This window comes from Avrilella dinanensis (genome assembly GCF_002807015.1).
GTDB classification, from domain to species: Bacteria; Bacteroidota; Bacteroidia; order Flavobacteriales; family Flavobacteriaceae; genus Flavobacterium; species Flavobacterium dinanensis.
This window is the reverse complement of the sequence record NZ_NIPO01000001.1, coordinates 1439152-1456972: the sequence shown is the minus strand read 5'-3', so window position 1 is coordinate 1456972 and position 17821 is coordinate 1439152. Positions and strand designations below refer to the sequence as shown.

The window sequence follows — 17821 nt, the reverse complement described above, 5'->3', positions numbered from 1 at the left end:
ATAATCGATTATTCTAACACACTGTAATCGCCAATGCTGATGTTGGTAAACTTACCATTGAATTTTGCATAATTGCCAATCATTGCGTTATCCAGTTCGGCATTTTTAATTTCTGCATGGGTTTGTATTAGGCTGTTTTTTATCGTTGCATTTTCTACTTTGGTATTGTTTCCTAAAGATACATTCGGACCAACAGTTGCGTTTTTCAGCACTACATTTTCCCCGATATAACAAGGCGGAACAATCGTTGAATTTTCTATAACGACTGTTGATGAAACCATATTTTCTTCATCATTATGCAGGAAATTCAGCATACGGTTGTTGGTATCAACAGTGACGTTTTTATTGCCGCAATCCATCCATTCATCTACTTTTCCGGGAACAAAACGTAAACCTTTCTGTTTCATATTTTCCAACGCATCGGTCAGTTGATATTCGCCGCCTTTTTCAATATTGTTGTCGATTAAATATTCTAATTCACTACGTAGATTTTCAGCTGATTTAAAGAAATAAATCCCGATAATCGCTAAATCTGAAACAAATTCTTTGGGCTTTTCAACAAAATCCACGATTTCGTTTTTATCGTTTAACTGAACCACTCCGAACGCACTCGGGTCATCTACAGCTTTTACCCAAATCACAGAATCGGCAGTAGCATCAAGTGAAAAATCTGCACGGAACAAAGTATCGGCATACGCCACCACGATGGGGCCTTGCATACTTTCTTTGGCACACAAAATGGCGTGAGCTGTTCCCAAAGCTTCGTTTTGGTAATAAATCGTTCCTTTTGAACCTAATTTTTCCGCAATAGCAACTAAATCTTTTTCAACATCTTTGCCAAAGCTTTCATGAATGATAAACGCGATTTCATCGATAGGTTGGTTAATTACTTTGGCAATATCTTCTACCAAACGGTGTACAATTGGTTTGCCAGCAATAGGTATTAAAGGTTTTGGCGTTGTTAATGTATGTGGACGTAAGCGTGAGCCACGACCCGCCATCGGTACGATTATTTTCATTTTTTGTTTGTGTTTTTCATTTTCCTGCAAGGTCTGACAGACCTTGTAGGTATATAATTTATATAATAATCCTGAAAGGTTTTTAAAAACCTTTCAGAATAAGCGTTTTATTTCACTCCGGTACTTCCAAATCCACCTGCACCGCGTTCTGTTGTAGAAAGTTCTTCTACTTCAGTCCATTCGGCACGTTCGTGCTTTGCAATGACCATTTGGGCGATACGTTCGCCATTTTCTACAACAAATGTTTCTTTAGAAAGATTAGCAAGAATCACGCCAATTTCGCCACGATAATCTGCATCAATGGTTCCGGGAGAGTTCAGGCAGGTAATTCCTTTTTTCAATGCCAGTCCGCTTCTTGGACGCACTTGTGCTTCGTATCCCACGGGAATTTCCATAAACAATCCGGTTGGAATCAAAGCACGTTCCATCGGTTCTATTATAACAGGTTCTGATAAATTGGCACGTAAATCCATTCCTGCCGATGCAAAGGTTTCATAGCTTGGCAATGCGTGTTGTGATTTGTTAATAATGTTTATTTTCATCTTTTAACTACTGATTTTATAATTCGGTTGATAAATGTTTTTTCGTTGTAATAAATCAATCCCACGAATATAAGAATGAATGCCGTTCCGATGAAATAATTTTCCCTGAAATTGTAAAAATAGACAAACGAGAACAACACAGACCCTCCCAGATATAAGGAAATCGCTTTTTTGTCGTAAGGTATCGGATAGGATTTTTGTCCTAAAACATAAGAAATCAACATCATTGAAACATAGACAGCCAAAGTGGCGATGGCAGAACCAATCAAACCGATTTTTGGAATAAGGATATAATTCAGCAACAATGTCAGCACCGCTCCGAACACGGAAATATATGCACCGATTTTGGTTTTGTCCTGCAATTTGTACCAAACCGATAAATTGGTGTAAATCCCCAGCATCAAATTGGCAAGAATAATATAAGGAACTATTTCCATCGCATGCCAATATTCTTCTTCGGGTATATAGAATCGTTTAATCAAATCGGCAAAAATGACAATAACCAACATTGCCAGGCTTCCGAAAATAACAAAATATTTGGTAACCGCTGCATATTTTATCGGGGCATCATCGTTTTTGGCATAACTGAAAAAGAACGGCTCAATTCCCAATGAATAAGCCATACGGAACAAAACCATAAAAACGCCGATTTTGTAAATGGCTCCGTAACTTGCCAGTCCCAGTTTTTTATATTCTTCGGGCAATAATATATCTAACAAGACTTTGTCAAAAGTTTCATTGACCACAAATGCCAGTCCGGCAATCATTACCGGAAAACTGTACACCAACATTTCGTTGAGCAACTTTTTGTTAAAAGACCATTTCAGTCGCAGGTAATGCTTTGACAATAATAAAAGCGTGGTCAAACTCGCCACAAGATTGGCAACAAATAAATAGCCGACTTCAAAATTCGGAATAAAAAAACGATTCAGCGAACTCTCAGAATGATTTTGTAGGTAGGCCGGAATCAAATACAGCAAAACCACCGTCAATCCGGCATTAATCAGTACGTTGGCAATCTTAATAGCACTGTATTTTATCGGTCTTTGTTCTGCACGCAATATCGCAAACGGAATGATGACCAAAGCGTCCAGCACCAAAATCCAGATAAGAAAATCTACAATAACGGGCGGAATACCAAAATAGGCATCGATATAATTTTTGAAAACATATACCAAGCCTATAAAAACCGCACAAATCATCATCAAAAATAAAATGGTGTTGTTGATAACCTCTTTTTTGTTTTTATGTTTGTTGTAAAATCGGAAAAAAGCCGTTTCCATTCCAAACGACAGAACCACGTTGAAAAACATCAACCACGAAAAAATGAGTGTATAATCTGCATAGGCATTCGTCGGTAACCACTTCATATGATACGGAGCCATAATGAACCCTATCATACGCGGAACAACCGTGGCTATTCCATAGATTAAAGTGGTTTTAAACAGATTTTTATATATACTCAAAATAGGTTAATTTTTAAAATACACGGGGTTCAGATAAGGTTTTACTTCGTCAAATGTAAACTTTAACTCCGTTGCACCGTTGGCATAAGGGGCAATTTCATACGGATTATAATAGACTTCCACCTCGTCATCTGAAATCATGATGTTGTCTGCCAGGTAAAAACGATTGTCTTCAAACATAAATCCTTTTTCTTCCAGCGAATCGCCTTCATTCAGTTTGTATATAGCGTAAAACTTATCTTTTACCATTTTTTCAAATCCTGAATAATTCACAAAAAGTTGTTTCACCGGTACTGTTTTCCCGGTTTCCATATCGTAAAACTGTGAAATCTTGCCGTAATTGCCGTGTGCACCGCCCGTAAAAGTGTAAAAATCGTAGGTAACATTCACCAGTTGCTTACTCAATCGTTCCGCATCGACATCTATTTTTGCTTCCCACGGAATAGGTTCGTTCGGGAAATCGGTTTTGATTTTTTCATACGACTGAATGAAATTCTGCATCAATTCCTCATAATTTTCAAATTGTTCACCTGTTTCAGCAAAGGAAATCAGCGAAGAAACCTGTTGCAAAATTTCGTCATTAATAACTGTGAACGATTTTTTGTCTCCCGAAAAATACGGAATTTCGATTTCTACTTTGGAGCAATCATCTCCACGGCAAATTTGCGATTTCAGTGCATACTTTTTTTCTTCAACACGTCCATTGTCGGCTTGTTTACAACTCCAGAAACTACTGGTTACAAACAATAAAAATAAAATTTTTCTCATAGCTGTATTAACATTATTTTAAATACAAAAGTATGATAAAAGTACCACATAGTGTGTTAAGAGTTGTTCCAAAAAACGAAAAATGAAAAACAGATAAAGCTTGTTATTGTTTTGTTTTTGAGTAATTTTACCTCAAAAAGCAAAAACATGAAAAATATCTTACTCGCATCGGCAGTTGTTTTTAGCATCAATGCCTTTGCCCAAAAACCTGTTTTTACGCAGGCGAAAATAGAATCGGCAAGAGTGTACAATAATTCGGCAGAATTAAAACACAAAACCACCGCACAGGTTCCTGCAGGAACTTCCGAAATCGTGATAACGAATGTGGCGAATTACCTCAACGAAAGCACCGTTCAGATTCGTGTTCCGAAACACGTTACGGTAATGTCTGTTCAATTTACCAATGCGTATGTCGAAGAATACGACAACAATCAGGATTCGCCTTTGATTAAACCCGTAAAAGAGGAAATCGAAAAAAAAGAAGCCGAGTTAAAAGCTGTATCGAATAAATTATCTGCTGAACAAGGAAGTTTGGAAATCCTGGATGAAAATCAATCTTTGGAAAAAACACAAAACTTTTCAGTGACCGAATTGGCTAAATTGGTAGATTTCTATAAAAGCAAGAAAATAGAATTAAGCACCGCTATTGATGCTTTAGAAAAACAAAGTAAAGAGCTAAAGGAAGAGCTCATGATTTTAAAGGGAAAACTAACCTTTAACGAAACCTCAGCAGAAAAAACAAGTCAGGGAAAACTGATTGTTAATGTAATGAGCAATCAGGCGGGAAGTATTCCGCTAGAAGTTTCCTATCTGACCAATCAGGCGACGTGGCAACCGGGTTACGAAATGCGTATTGACAAAATCAATACTCCTATTCAAATGCTTTACAAAGCCGAAGTGGTGCAAAACACAGGTATTGATTGGAAAAACGTAAAATTGTCTTTAACCAGCGGTCAGGCAAATCAAAATACTATCGCTCCGGAATTAAATACTTGGTTTGTGGATTATATAGAAAAGTCCGCTAATATGCGTAATAAAGCAAATGCAACTATGGCATTGGAAATGGCATCTATGAAGACAGTGCAAGAAGATTTCGATGACGAAACTACTTCTGGTAAATTAGCAGATTATGCCACAATAAGTGACTACACCCAAATCAATGAATCTCAACTCAATGTAACTTTTGATATTGACATTCCATACACCATTTTGAGTAACGGCAAACAGCACAGCGTGTCATTGAAGGAAGTAAGCGTGCCGGCAACCTACACTTATCTGACCATTCCGAAATTAGACAACAACGTATATCTTGTGGCAAAAATCAAAGATTACAGTCAGTATAATATGCTTTCGGGACAAGCCAACGTGGTATTTGACGGAATGTATGTCGGAAAAACCTACATTAATCCGAACTCATACAAAGACGAATTACAGCTGAGTTTAGGCAAAGACCCGAACATTTCGGTGGACAAGAAAGTGGTTTCAGATAAATCGGGAACAAAAATGTTGTCTTCTAAAAAAGAGCAGAATTTTACCTATGAAATTACTGTCCGAAACAACAAAAAGGAAAATATTGAACTGCTTGTGGAAGACCAGGTGCCGGTGAGCAAAAACAAAGACATCGAAATTTCTCTGACCGACAAAAAAGGAGCTGATTTTGACGAAGAAACCGGAAAACTATCGTGGAAAATAAACTTAAAATCCAACAGCTCAGAAAAAATCAGATTTGGTTATCAGGTAAAATCTGATAAAAATCAACAGTTGTATTTGTAGATATATAGCCGCGAATTCCTGAAAATGAACCAAATACTATAAAACGAATGTCTCCAAAATGAAAAAAATTAAAAGATTTAATTTTGTATTTCTATCCCTAATCATTCTAACAACTTTAAATTCTTGTAAAGTCACGAGGTTTGTAGTTTATAATTTTGCTGATATCAACGATCATAAAAAATTCCCCGCAAGAAACATAGCAAACGGAGATGACAAATTCATTTTTCCAACCGCCGAAAATGGAAAAGTTCCGAAAAAAATAGACATAAAAGGAGAAAAACAACTATTTGAAAATTATTTGGAAGACAACAAAACAGTAGCATTTTTGATCATACAAAATGATACTATACAGTATGAAAACTATTGGGGTAAGTACGACGAAACGTCAATCGTTCCTTCTTTTTCTATGGCAAAATCCATTACTTCAATTTTGATTGGTTGTGCCATTGACGACAAACTTATCAAATCTGTAAATGAACCGATAACAAATTACATTCCTGAGCTTAAAGAAAATGGTTTTGACAAAGTAACTATTGAACATGTCCTGCAAATGACCTCAGGGTTAGATTTCAACGAGAATTATTTTAATCCGTTTGGAGATGTTGCTACTTTCTACTACGGCACGAACCTGCGAAAGGAAATCAGAAAAATGAAATTAAAAACTGAACCGGGAAAACAATTTGAATATGTTAGCGGCAACACTCAATTGTTAGGATTAATTTTAGAAAGAGCATTGGAAAACAAATCGGTCACTGAATACCTTGAAGAAAAAATCTGGAAACCTTTAGAAATGGAATTTGAAGCATCGTGGAGTCTGGACAGAAAAAAAGAAGGTTTAGAAAAAACTTTTTGCTGTATAAATGCACGAGCAAGAGATTATGCAAAAATTGGAAGATTATACCTTAACAAAGGAAAATGGAACGGCAAACAGATTGTGTCCGAAGATTGGGTTAAACAATCCACGAAAATCGATACTGCCAACGGAAGTGTTTGGTATTACCAGTATCAATGGTGGCTACCAACTCAAACAGGCGATTTTATGGCTCAGGGAATTTTAGGGCAATATATTTACGTTCACCCAAAGAAAAACCTTGTTATTGTTCGACTCGGAAAAAATCAAGGAGGGACAGATTGGTGGGAGATTCTGTCAAGTTTAGGGCAAGCATACTAAAAATCAACAACTGGGTTTGTAGATATATAGAATCGCACGAATCAATTTGTAAAAATTTGTGTAATTCGTGGCTAAAATTATTCTCTTACCCAAACAATTCACTAACCACATCTTCGATTTTACTTACCAAGCAAACGTCGATAGCTTTAGCCTGATAGCTGATTTTGTTATATTTAGATAAAAATATTTTGGCAAAGCCTAATTTTTCTGCTTCCTGAATCCGTTGGTCAACCCGGTTAATCGGACGGATTTCGCCCGACAATCCTACTTCGCCGGCAAAGCAACAATCTTTCAGAATCGGTAAATCTTCGTTGGAAGACAAAATCGCAGCAACAACCGCCAAATCAATCGCGGTATCATCAACGGTAATTCCGCCGGTTATATTCAGGAAAACATCTTTTGCACCCAACCGGAATCCAGCTCGTTTTTCCAGTACTGCCAGTACCATGTTGAGTCTTTTCGCGTTATAACCCGTGGCACTTCGTTGCGGTGTTCCGTAAACTGCCGTACTAACCAACGCCTGAATCTCGACCATAATCGGACGCATTCCTTCAATCGTACAAGCAATTGCTGTTCCCGAAAGTTCTTCTTCACGATGCGACAACAGTATTTCCGACGGATTGTTTACTTCTCTGAGTCCACTTCCCTGCATTTCGTATATGCCTAATTCGGCAGTAGAACCAAAACGGTTTTTCAATGCACGTAAAATTCTGTAAACGTGGTTGCGGTCGCCTTCAAACTGCAAAACAGTATCTACCATGTGTTCCAGAATCTTTGGTCCGGCAATGTTTCCGTCTTTGGTAATATGCCCGATGAGGATAACGGGCGTGGCAGTTTCTTTAGCAAATTTTATCAGTTCGGCAGTGCATTCTTTAATTTGCGAAACACTTCCGGCAGATGATTCTACATAATCAGTGTGTAAAGTTTGTATGGAATCAATAATGACAATATCCGGCTCGGTTTGTTCGACTTGCCTGAAAATATTTTGCGTGTTAGTTTCGGTCAGGATATAACAGGAATTGTTATTCGGATTGATACGTTCGGCACGCATTTTTATCTGTTTCTGACTCTCTTCGCCCGAAACATACAGCACTTTGTAGGGCAACTGTAAGGATAATTGCAAAAGCAATGTACTTTTTCCGATACCCGGTTCGCCGCCCAGCAAAACCACCGAACCCGGTACGATTCCGCCACCCAGAACACGATTGAGTTCGCTGTCCAAAGTATTCATACGCACTTCCTGATGCGTATCGATTTCATTAATCAACAAAGGCTTGGACACTCTTTTAGAAAGGCTGCTTTCCGGGCTTTTCCAACCCGATTTTTCTGGTTTCTGAAGCACTTCTTCCACCAAAGTATTCCACTGTTTGCAGGCGGGACACTGCCCCAGCCATTTCGTATACTGAGCTCCGCAAGACGAACAGAAAAAAGCGGTTTTTAGTTTTGCCATGAGGTAATTTTGTCAGATAAAGGTAAGAATTTATTTTTAGCATAGAAAAAAACTTCTGTCAACATAAAAAGCCGGCACAATATTGCACCGGCTTGTTGGTCTATGTCAAAAAACTTATTCCTGTGTTTCGTTTTCTGTTTGCGTTTCTGGTGCTTGCTGCTGCTGTCCTGCATTAGGCAAAAGACTGTTTTCTGCAGGTGCTGGCGTTGTTGCGTTTTCGTCGTAAATCTTGGACTCATTACCCAAACCGGCATTGAAACTAACCCCTGATAATAAAATCAGGATAATCAGAATAGCTCCTAATGTCCAGGTACTTTTATCCAGAAATTTGTTGGTGTTCTGAACGCCGCCGATGCTTCCTCCGCCTCCGCCAAGAGAAGAATCCAAGCCTCCTCCTTTCGGATTTTGAATCATGATTACGGCAACCAACAGTATAGAAACGATGGTAATTAATACTAATAGAATTGTAAATGTGCTCATTGTTTATGAATTATGTTGTTGTAATTTTTTAATGTCTTCAATTCGCTCTGCAAAGAAACTACTTTTTTCCGGATATTTCAAAATTAAAATTTCATAAGCTTGTATTGCTTTCTGATATTTTTTTTGTTCGAGGTAAATTCGAGCTAATGTTTCGGTCATTAAAGCAGACGGCGATTCATCTGATTTCTGTTCTACCGACGGCGGATTGCTACTGGTTTTAACCGGTGTGATTTTAGGGTTATTCTCAATAAAACGGTCGATGATGTCCAATTTTTTTGTCAATCCGGTGTCTTCTCCGGAAGTTTCTTTTTGCGTGGACTGAGGAAGTTTCGACAGCGGTTCGGTTTTAGTGAGCTGCAACCATTCGGTAAATGACATTTTTTCGGAAGCATCGAATTTTAATGGTTTTCCGATTTCGAGTTTTTCTTCCAGATGCTCATTTTCCAATTTATTTTCTTCTTCCGGCTGAATATATGCTGGTTGAATATTATTTGACACCGCTGATTCGTGATGACTGATTTCTTCCACATCGAATACATCAATTGTATCAATATCAATCGGTTGATAGGAATTAAACTCTTCCGAAATGATAAAATCAAAAAGTAAATCGCGGTCGGTGGTGTATGCGGCAGTGGTTTTCAGCCCGGCGTTATAACGGGCATCTTCTTGTTGATACAAAGCCTTGAGCAATAAGGCATGCGCAGATTGCAAATAAGGATATGTGGCAACTATTTGCTGCAACCAACCCAAATCATCGCTACCGATACTTTCCGGAAATTGTATTTTTTGTTTATAAACTTGTGTAATATCCATATCTAAATTACCATTTTGCCAAAGACGCATTGAAAACATCTTGCGTGATTCGTTCGTAAATTTCTTCAACAGCGGTGTTGAGCAACGCTCCGGTCAGCTGGTCATTGGCAGGATAATCATAAAAGTGGGAAAACCTGCGTTCAAAATCATCTTCCGGGTTTCGGCGATTGGTAAATCTCACGTTGATTGAAATATACAAGCGGTTTTGGGCGGCGGTTTGCTGAGCCGTTGCTGTCATTGGCGAAATACGAAACTCGGTAATTTCGCCTTCGTAAACCAAATCGGCATTGGAATTGGTCAGGCTCAGGCTGGTTTGATTCTGAATCAAATCCTGCAATTCGTTGGTAAACGTACGTTCGATACCCGGTTCGACCAACTCGGCGTTGTTCAGGAAATAATTTACCTGAAAAGTTTCCGCATCGATTTTTCCTGTTCCTGTGAAATTGTATATCCCGCAGCTTGTTAGCATTAGCACGAGAATCAGTATTATTGTATATTGTATGTTGTATGCTATCTGTTTTTTCATTATTGCTTTTATTTATAAATCATTTTATACATATCAAATCCTTTTGCCCAAAAATCTTTCTGTGTTTCTTCCAGAACAAAACCGTTTTTCTCATAAAACTGAAAGGCGAACTGGGAGGTCCTTACAGTGATTTTTTCAACATCGGGCATAGAATGCAGCAATGCTATTCTGTGCTTGAGCAAATCTGTTCCTAACCCCTTTCCTTGAAAATTCGGATTAATAATATCCCAGCTGAGCTTTCCTGTTTTAGATGTTTTCTCAAAATTAATTCCGCCCGAACCAACGATTTTATCATTTATTTCTATCACAAAATATTGTTCGATTGCACTATCCAGATAATGGTCAAAATCTTTGATTTCGGTTTTGGCAAAATATTGGGGTGTATTCATTTGCAAAATTTCCATTAATTCCGGTTTATCACTAATATGATATTTTCTAATTCTTATCTTATTCACTCAATGGACTATTTAACTTTTGCCTATTTACTAATTAATCAACTACATCACAAATCATATTGCTTAATCTTTCGGTAAAGCGTTCGTTCAGAAATTCCCAATTCATCAGCAGCGGCTTTTCGTTTGCCGTTGTTTCGTGCCAGGGCTTTTTTTATCAACTCAATTTCTTTTTGGTCTAATCTGAGCGTTTCGTCTTCTTCCTCTTCTACGGTTTCTGCGATAACATAATCGCTTTCATCGTCGTCGTGAGAGGGTGTATGCACAAAATCATTGTTGGTATTCGCTGGCGAACTTGCGGAAGGTAACGCCGGAATTTCGTTGTTAAAATCATTTTCAGGCTGACCGTATATTTTTTTAATCAATGATTTATTGTTTTCCTGCACCTGCTGGCTGTCGTTGTTTTTGAGCAATTCCAGAGTAAGTTTTTTCAAATCATTCAAATCGCCTTTCATGTCAAAGAGAAATTTGTACAAAATTTCCCGTTCAGAACTGAAATCACTTTCTGCTTTCCGGTTAACCACCGACGGTAATTGCTCATCTCTGTTGGGCAAATAGCTTTTTAACGTACGCAAATCAATTTCGCGGTTGCTTTCCATAACCGATATTTGCTCGGCAACATTACGAAGCTGCCGGATATTTCCGTCCCAGCGATATTGCGTGAGATAACCCGCAGCATCATCGGACAGCCGTATAGCAGGCATTTTATATTTAGAGGCAAAATCTGCCGAAAACTTACGGAACAATAAATGAATATCATTACCACGCTCTCGCAAAGGCGGTAGGTTGATTTCGACAGTGCTCAAACGATAATACAAATCTTCACGAAACTTCCCTTTTTCAATGGCTTCAAACATTTTGACGTTGGTTGCGGCCACAATCCGCACATCGGTTTTCTGCACTTTTGACGAACCTACTTTGATGAATTCGCCGTTTTCCAACACACGCAACAAACGTACCTGTGTGGTCAATGGCAGCTCTCCCACTTCGTCTAAAAAAATCGTTCCTCCGCCGGCAACTTCAAAATAACCTTCACGGGTGTTTACTGCTCCGGTAAAAGCACCTTTTTCATGTCCGAAAAGCTCCGAATCAATCGTTCCTTCGGGAATAGCACCGCAGTTTACCGCAATATACTTTCCGTGTTTGCGATGCGAGAGTGCGTGAATAATCTTCGGAATACTTTCTTTTCCGACACCGCTTTCGCCGGTTACCAAAACTGAAATATCCGTTGGTGCTACCTGAATAGCTTTTTCAATAGCACGGTTCAGCTTCGGGTCGTTGCCTATTATCTCGAATCGTTGTTTTATCGTCTGTATGTTTTCCATATTACGCTCTATATTTCTCCAAAAGAGGAGCTTTTATACTTTTTTTTTATATAAAGTTTTTCAAATCAAAATCTTCCAATACCCTCTTGTACCACCTTCTCGCACTATAATATTCTTTTCATTTAACGCATTAAAATGCGCCTGTGACGCAGAGTGGTTTATCTGCTACTTCTCTGTAGGATATGTGCGGTTGGTCTCTGTCATTGATTTTTTAGTTTTCTTTGTTTAAAGTTTAAGATTTCAAACTGTAATAAAAACGACTGAATGATTAAACAATTTAGATGACAATTAAATTTTAAGGTTAAAGACTACACTATCTTTTACTTTTGGAAAAACCTTATCCTCAATAATCAATTTAACCTTCATATTTTGCTCGTTCTCATAAGAAAATTGATACACCTCTGAAATACAATCAATATATACGAAAATATCTTTTTCTTCTTTCTTAAACAAGATATTTCTGTTGAACGTATTTTTCAATTCACTCCCTTTTTGGATGTTTATCGCATAGCTTTTGCAATTGGCATTTGTTTTACCTTTTGCAATTTTTAAAGGAACGTCTTTTTCATTGTCAGTTAAATACAGACTGTAATTCAAATATTCAACACCCGAGTCATTTGCTTGATTGTTTCCTTTTTGCATTCTTGTAATTGTAACGTCATTTACCTTATTTAATTCAACATCAGAGTTTGATACAATAATTAAATCTGTTGTTTTTGTAGAACAGGATATCAATAGCAACATTAATATAGGTAAGGCAATTTTTTTCATTTTCTTTTTTCTAATATAATTCTTTGATGTTGTCAATAAAAAATTAACTCTGCATCTCACTATACCCCACCGCTTCGCCAATCAAAGTAGTTGAAGTACAATCGTTGATTTTCACCATCACAAAATCGCCGGCTTGGTAATTTCCTTTCGGGAAAACAACGGTTGTGTTTTGTGAGTTTCTTCCTGCCCAATGTTGGTCAGAACGTTTAGATTCTTTCTCAATCAGCACTTCAACGGTTTTTCCGACATAACTTTTTGTGCGTTCGAGTCCCATTTTCTGTTGCAGGTCGATGATTTCCTGCAAACGTCGTTTTTTCACTGCTTCCGGCACATCATCTTTGAGCTTTCTCGCTGCCAGTGTTCCCGGTCTTTCGGAATAGATAAACATATATCCAAAATCATATTTTACATATTCCAGCAACGATAAAGTATCATGATGATCTTCTTCGGTTTCGGTCGGGAATCCGGCGATGATATCCTGCGACAAGGCAATATCCGGAATAATAGCTTTGATTTTATCTACCAACGCCATGTATTCTTCGCGGGTGTGCTGGCGGTTCATTTCTTTGAGAATTCTTGTGCTACCACTCTGCACAGGTAAGTGGATATATTTACAAACATTGTGATGCTTGGCAATAACGTGCATAACCTCTTCGTGCATATCCTGCGGATTGGACGTTGAAAAACGGAAACGCATTTTCGGAAACGCCGTTGCACACATATCTAATAACTGGGCGAAATCTACCGCAGTGGCTTTTTGCATTTCGGTGGCTTTCTCAAAATCCTTTTTGAGACCGCCTCCATACCATAAATAGGAATCGACATTTTGCCCGAGAAGGGTAATTTCTTTAAACCCTCTTTCGTGAAGTTCCTTAATTTCTTTGATGATACTCTGCGGGTCACGCGAACGTTCACGTCCTCGCGTAAACGGAACTACGCAGAATGTACACATATTGTCACAACCGCGGGTAATGGAAACAAAAGCCGTCACGCCGTTGCTGTTCAGACGTACAGGCGAAATATCACCGTAAGTTTCTTCTTTAGAGAGAATTACGTTAATGGCATCACGCCCTTCATCAATATCTCTGAGCAGGTTAGGCAAATCTTTGTAGGCATCTGGTCCCACGACCATATCCACGATTTTTTCTTCTTCCAGAAACTTGCTTTTCAAACGCTCTGCCATACAGCCCAAAACTCCGACTTTCATTGACGGGTTGATTTTCTTTACGGCATTATATTGTTCTAAACGATTTCTGACAGTTTGCTCTGCTTTATCCCGAATCGAACACGTATTGACCAAAACCAAATCTGCTTCTTCTAGATTTTGAGTGGTGTTATAACCTTCGTTTGCCAGAATAGACGCCACGATTTCACTGTCAGAAAAATTCATCTGACAGCCATAACTTTCTATAAACAGCTTTTTAGTATTGCTTTCTTTTTGTTCTAAAACCAAACTGGTTCCCTGTTTGTTTTCTTCAATTACTTTTTCCATAATCCTTTCAACTAAATGCTTATCTTGCAATATGCAAAGGTATAATATAATTTCTTTTTCAATGCCATTTTGGCAGGTTTTTAGAATACATATAATGAATGGTTTTTTAGCAAAATACTGCTTGACTAATAAAAAAAAACTATTTTTGCCTTTCTAAAACTAATTTCATGTCAAAAAATTTAGTCATCGTTGAGTCACCTGCTAAGGCAAAAACCATAGAAAAATTTTTAGGTGCAGACTATCAGGTTGAATCGAGTTTTGGTCATATTTCCGATTTGCCGTCGAAGGAAATCGGGGTAGATATTTCCAATAACTTCAAACCCAAATATGAGGTTTCGCCCGATAAAAAATCTGTTGTAAAAAAATTAAAAGACCTGGCAAAAAAAGCCAATGTGGTTTGGTTAGCCTCTGATGAAGACCGCGAGGGGGAAGCCATTGCGTGGCATTTGTATGAAGAATTAGGGTTGAAACCGGAAAACACCAAACGAATTGTTTTTCATGAAATTACCAAATCAGCCATAAAAAAAGCCATCGAAAACCCACGGGATATTGATTACAACCTGGTCAATGCACAACAAGCTCGTCGTGTATTGGACAGATTGGTTGGTTACGAACTTTCTCCTATACTTTGGAAGAAGGTAAAAGGAGGTCTGTCAGCGGGTCGTGTTCAATCGGTTGCTGTGAGATTGATTGTTGAAAGAGAAAAAGAAATCATCAATTTTGATGCAGAAACATTTTACAGCGTAACCGCCGTTTTCACAACATTAGACGGAAAAACAGTTAAGGCAAAACTGGATAAAAAATTCGGTTCAGAAAAAACAGCGGAACAATTTTTGCAAGCCAATATAGGTGCTGAATTCAAAGTTTCGGGACTCGAAACCAAACCCGGAAAAAAATCGCCGGCAGCACCATTTACGACTTCCACATTGCAACAGGAAGCAGCAAGAAAACTCTATTTTCCGGTAGGAAAAACCATGCGTGTCGCACAGCGTTTGTACGAAAACGGATTGATTACTTACATGAGAACCGACAGCGTAAACCTCTCTCAGGAGGCAACACAGGCGGCTCAGGCAGAAATCCTGTCACAATATGGCGAAAAATACAGCAAACCTCGCAGCTATGTGACCAAAGCCAAAGGAGCACAAGAGGCTCACGAAGCCATCAGACCCACCGATATGTCTCTTCATTCTGTGAGTTTAGACCGGGACGAAAGCCGATTGTACGAACTGATTTGGAAAAGAACAATCGCTTCCCAGATGAGTGACGCCCAACTGGAAAGAACGCAAGTATCTATCCTGGCGAATAAACATTCAGAGAAATTTACTGCTTCGGGTGAAGTGCTTTTATTTGATGGTTTTCTGAAAGTATATCTCGAAGGAAATGACGAAGAAGATGAAGAACAGGAAGGAATGCTTCCGGCAATGAAAGTAAACGAAAAACTGGAAGCCAAAGACATTACCGCAACACAAAAATTCAGTCGTCCGCCGGCAAGATACACCGAAGCCTCTTTGGTAAAAAAACTTGAAGAATTGGGTATCGGTCGCCCATCGACTTATGCACCGACTATTTCAACAGTTATCGCTCGTAATTATGTAGAAAAAGGAACAAATGAGGGGGAAGAACGTGCTTATAAAATCATCAGCCTGAAAAATGATGCAATAAAAACGCAATCACAGACCGAAAAGGTCGGGGCGAGCAAAGGAAAAATGGTACCAACCGATATCGGGATTATCGTAACAGATTTCTTAGTGAAAAACTTTGCCTCTATTATGGACTACAATTTTACCGCCAAAGTAGAAGAAGATTTTGACGAAATCGCTGCAGGTAACCAGGACTGGACAGATATGATGAATAGTTTTTATTCTCATTTCAGTCCGGTAGTACAAGATGTAGAGAAAAATGCAGACCGGGAATCCGGCGAACGTATCTTAGGTACCGACCCAAAATCAGGCAAACCGGTATCGGTACGTTTGGGAAGATTCGGACCGATGGCTCAGATTGGAGCTCCCGACGACGAGGAAAAACAGTTTGCCAGCCTGAATCCGAATCAGAATATCGGTACAATTACACTGGAAGAGGCTTTAGATTTATTTTTACTACCTAAACAATTAGGAGAATATAAAGGAGAACAAATCGAAACCAATGTAGGAAGATTTGGTCCTTACGTTAAATATGGTAAAAAATTCATTTCTTTACCGAAAGGACAAGACCCTCTCGACACCACTTTGAACCAGGCTATCGAACTGATTGAAGAAAGAGAGCGTGCCGACGCACCAATTGCAACCTACGACAGCAAACCGGTACAAAAGGGTGTAGGAAGATTTGGTCCTTATATTAAATGGAACAACATTTTTATCAATGTCAATAAAAAATATGATTTTGATAATCTTTCTCAGGCAGACATCAACACCTTAATAGAGGAGAAATTGCAGAAAGAGCGTGAAAAAGTTATTCACAACTGGGAAGAAGAAGGCATCAGAGTGGAAAAAGCCCGTTGGGGACGCTCCAATATTATATATGACAGCAAGAAAAAAATTGAGCTGAGCAAAGATGTTGATGCTCAATCACTGACATTGGAACAAGTCAAAGCGATTATAAAGGAGAAAGGCGGTGCGAAAAAAACAAAAGCTAAAGCCAAGAAAAAATAACCATGATGGATTTTGAGTTTCTACAACCGTTAAGCCAGATATTGATTGACGAAATCCGGCAGAAATCATCATTTTCTATCGGAGGACAAACGGCTTTTCACACAGCCGGACATTTTCCGGATATAGACAATAAAGACATTGCTATTATATCGGTTGATAATCCGGATAAAAATTATCCCAACCCGGATTTTGATACAATCCGCAGGGAATTTTACGCTTTATATCCCGGCAACTGGTCAAAATCTATAGTGGATTTGGGACATATTCTCGCCGGAGATACTGCCGACGACACCTATTATCTGATAAAGAAAATTTCCGCCTCGTTAATAAAAAACAATATTCTGCCTATAATTGTAGGAGCATCACAAGACACGACTTATGGAATATACAGAGCATTCGACGAACTGGAACAACAGGTTTCGCTGGTAACTATCGACAGCAAAATCGACGTTGTTTCCGATTACGACAATCTATCTGAGTCGTTTGTGGCACGTATTATACTGGAAGAACCCAACAATCTGATTAATTATGCTAATCTTGGTTATCAAACCTATTTTAATTCTCAGGAAGAAATTGACCTGATTAACCGCATGCAGTTTGACGCTTATCGCCTGGGAGAAGTCGTACAAAACATCAAAGTTGCCGAACCTGTAATGCGAAATGCCGACATCGTCAGTTTGGATATGCAGGCAGTACAAGGTGCTTTGACAGGAAATGTAACCCGGCAACCCAACGGATTCGACGGCAGAGAAATCTGTGCTTTAGCCCGTTACGCCGGATACAGCGACCAGTTAAAATCCTTCGGGATTTTTAACATGCACAAAAAAGACGAAAATCATTTGTTATTGTCACAAATAATTTGGTACTTTATCGAAGGATTTAATTACCGATTGTATGAATATCCTTTTTCAAGCAAGGAAGATTATTATAAATATGTAGTTCCGCTGGAAGAACAGGAATTAATTTTCTATAAAAGTAATTTGTCGGAAAGATGGTGGATAGCCGGTCAGGATTACCAAAATAAAGAGAAGCTATATCCATGCCATCATGCTGATTATCAGAGAGCTTTATCTCGAGAAATACCCGAGATATGGTGGAGAATTAATCAAAAAGAAACCTAAGCCA

General features: G+C 38.5%; 16 protein-coding genes. 4 read left to right on the top strand and 12 right to left on the bottom strand.

The window, feature by feature from the left end:
* Positions 1-8: 8 nt before the first annotated feature.
* The 4 genes from CDL10_RS06900 to CDL10_RS06885 all read right to left on the bottom strand — a co-directional run bounded on the left by CDL10_RS06900 (position 9) and on the right by CDL10_RS06885 (position 3795).
* On the bottom strand, positions 9-1019 hold the full coding sequence (locus CDL10_RS06900) for a sugar phosphate nucleotidyltransferase (protein ID WP_100678675.1): 1011 nt from the start codon (positions 1017-1019) through the stop codon (positions 9-11).
* A 107-nt stretch (positions 1020-1126) separates the two neighbouring features.
* Positions 1127-1561: a dUTP diphosphatase gene (dut, locus tag CDL10_RS06895; RefSeq protein ID WP_100677849.1), complete on the bottom strand. Its 435-nt coding sequence runs from the start codon at positions 1559-1561 to the stop codon at positions 1127-1129.
* Positions 1558-3027, bottom strand: coding sequence for an oligosaccharide flippase family protein (locus CDL10_RS06890; RefSeq protein ID WP_100677848.1), 1470 nt, complete (start codon positions 3025-3027; stop codon positions 1558-1560). Before CDL10_RS06890 ends, dut begins: the two co-directional genes overlap by 4 nt.
* A 6-nt stretch (positions 3028-3033) precedes the next feature.
* On the bottom strand, positions 3034-3795 hold the full coding sequence (locus tag CDL10_RS06885; RefSeq protein WP_100677847.1) for a DUF3298 and DUF4163 domain-containing protein: 762 nt from the start codon (positions 3793-3795) through the stop codon (positions 3034-3036).
* A 147-nt stretch (positions 3796-3942) separates the two neighbouring features.
* On the opposite strand from CDL10_RS06885, the gene CDL10_RS06880 reads away from it, so the two are divergent.
* Together CDL10_RS06880 and CDL10_RS06875 are read left to right on the top strand one after the other, a co-directional pair.
* The gene (locus CDL10_RS06880; RefSeq protein WP_100677846.1) at positions 3943-5568 is read left to right on the top strand and encodes a DUF4139 domain-containing protein; all 1626 of its coding nucleotides are present in this window, start codon (positions 3943-3945) and stop codon (positions 5566-5568) included.
* Positions 5569-5626: 58 nt separating this feature from the next.
* A complete protein-coding gene (locus tag CDL10_RS06875; RefSeq protein WP_100677845.1) occupies positions 5627-6739 on the top strand; it encodes a serine hydrolase domain-containing protein in 1113 nt (370 codons plus the stop codon).
* An 85-nt stretch (positions 6740-6824) separates the two neighbouring features.
* Here the strand turns inward: CDL10_RS06875 and radA are convergent, their stop codons facing one another.
* The 8 genes from radA to miaB form a co-directional block, all read right to left on the bottom strand.
* Positions 6825-8189, bottom strand: coding sequence for a DNA repair protein RadA (radA, locus tag CDL10_RS06870; RefSeq protein WP_100677844.1), 1365 nt, complete (start codon positions 8187-8189; stop codon positions 6825-6827).
* A 114-nt stretch (positions 8190-8303) separates the two neighbouring features.
* Complete coding sequence (gene secG, locus CDL10_RS06865) at positions 8304-8669, bottom strand: preprotein translocase subunit SecG (protein ID WP_100677843.1); 366 nt, start codon at positions 8667-8669, stop codon at positions 8304-8306.
* A 3-nt stretch (positions 8670-8672) separates the two neighbouring features.
* On the bottom strand, positions 8673-9482 hold the full coding sequence (locus tag CDL10_RS06860; protein ID WP_100678674.1) for a tetratricopeptide repeat protein: 810 nt from the start codon (positions 9480-9482) through the stop codon (positions 8673-8675).
* Positions 9483-9489: 7 nt separating this feature from the next.
* Entirely contained in the window at positions 9490-10008 is a 519-nt protein-coding gene (lptE, locus tag CDL10_RS06855) for an LPS assembly lipoprotein LptE (RefSeq protein WP_100677842.1), read from the bottom strand.
* A gap of 8 nt (positions 10009-10016) precedes the next feature.
* Positions 10017-10397 carry a GNAT family N-acetyltransferase gene (locus tag CDL10_RS06850; RefSeq protein WP_243389304.1) on the bottom strand — a complete coding sequence of 127 codons (381 nt, stop codon included), beginning with the start codon at positions 10395-10397 and terminating at the stop codon, positions 10017-10019.
* 113 nt (positions 10398-10510) lie between these two features.
* Complete coding sequence (locus CDL10_RS06845) at positions 10511-11785, bottom strand: sigma-54 interaction domain-containing protein (RefSeq protein WP_100677840.1); 1275 nt, start codon at positions 11783-11785, stop codon at positions 10511-10513.
* Between the two features lie 288 nt (positions 11786-12073).
* A complete protein-coding gene (locus tag CDL10_RS06840; protein WP_100677839.1) occupies positions 12074-12556 on the bottom strand; it encodes a hypothetical protein in 483 nt (160 codons plus the stop codon).
* 43 nt (positions 12557-12599) lie between these two features.
* On the bottom strand, positions 12600-14048 hold the full coding sequence (gene miaB / locus CDL10_RS06835; RefSeq protein ID WP_100677838.1) for a tRNA (N6-isopentenyl adenosine(37)-C2)-methylthiotransferase MiaB: 1449 nt from the start codon (positions 14046-14048) through the stop codon (positions 12600-12602).
* Positions 14049-14215: 167 nt separating this feature from the next.
* On the opposite strand from miaB, the gene topA reads away from it, so the two are divergent.
* A complete protein-coding gene (gene topA, locus CDL10_RS06830) occupies positions 14216-16696 on the top strand; it encodes a type I DNA topoisomerase (protein ID WP_100677837.1) in 2481 nt (826 codons plus the stop codon).
* Between the two features lie 2 nt (positions 16697-16698).
* Positions 16699-17817, top strand: a complete 1119-nt coding sequence (locus CDL10_RS06825) for a formimidoylglutamase (protein WP_317045739.1) — start codon at positions 16699-16701, stop codon at positions 17815-17817.
* Positions 17818-17821 lie beyond the last annotated feature (4 nt).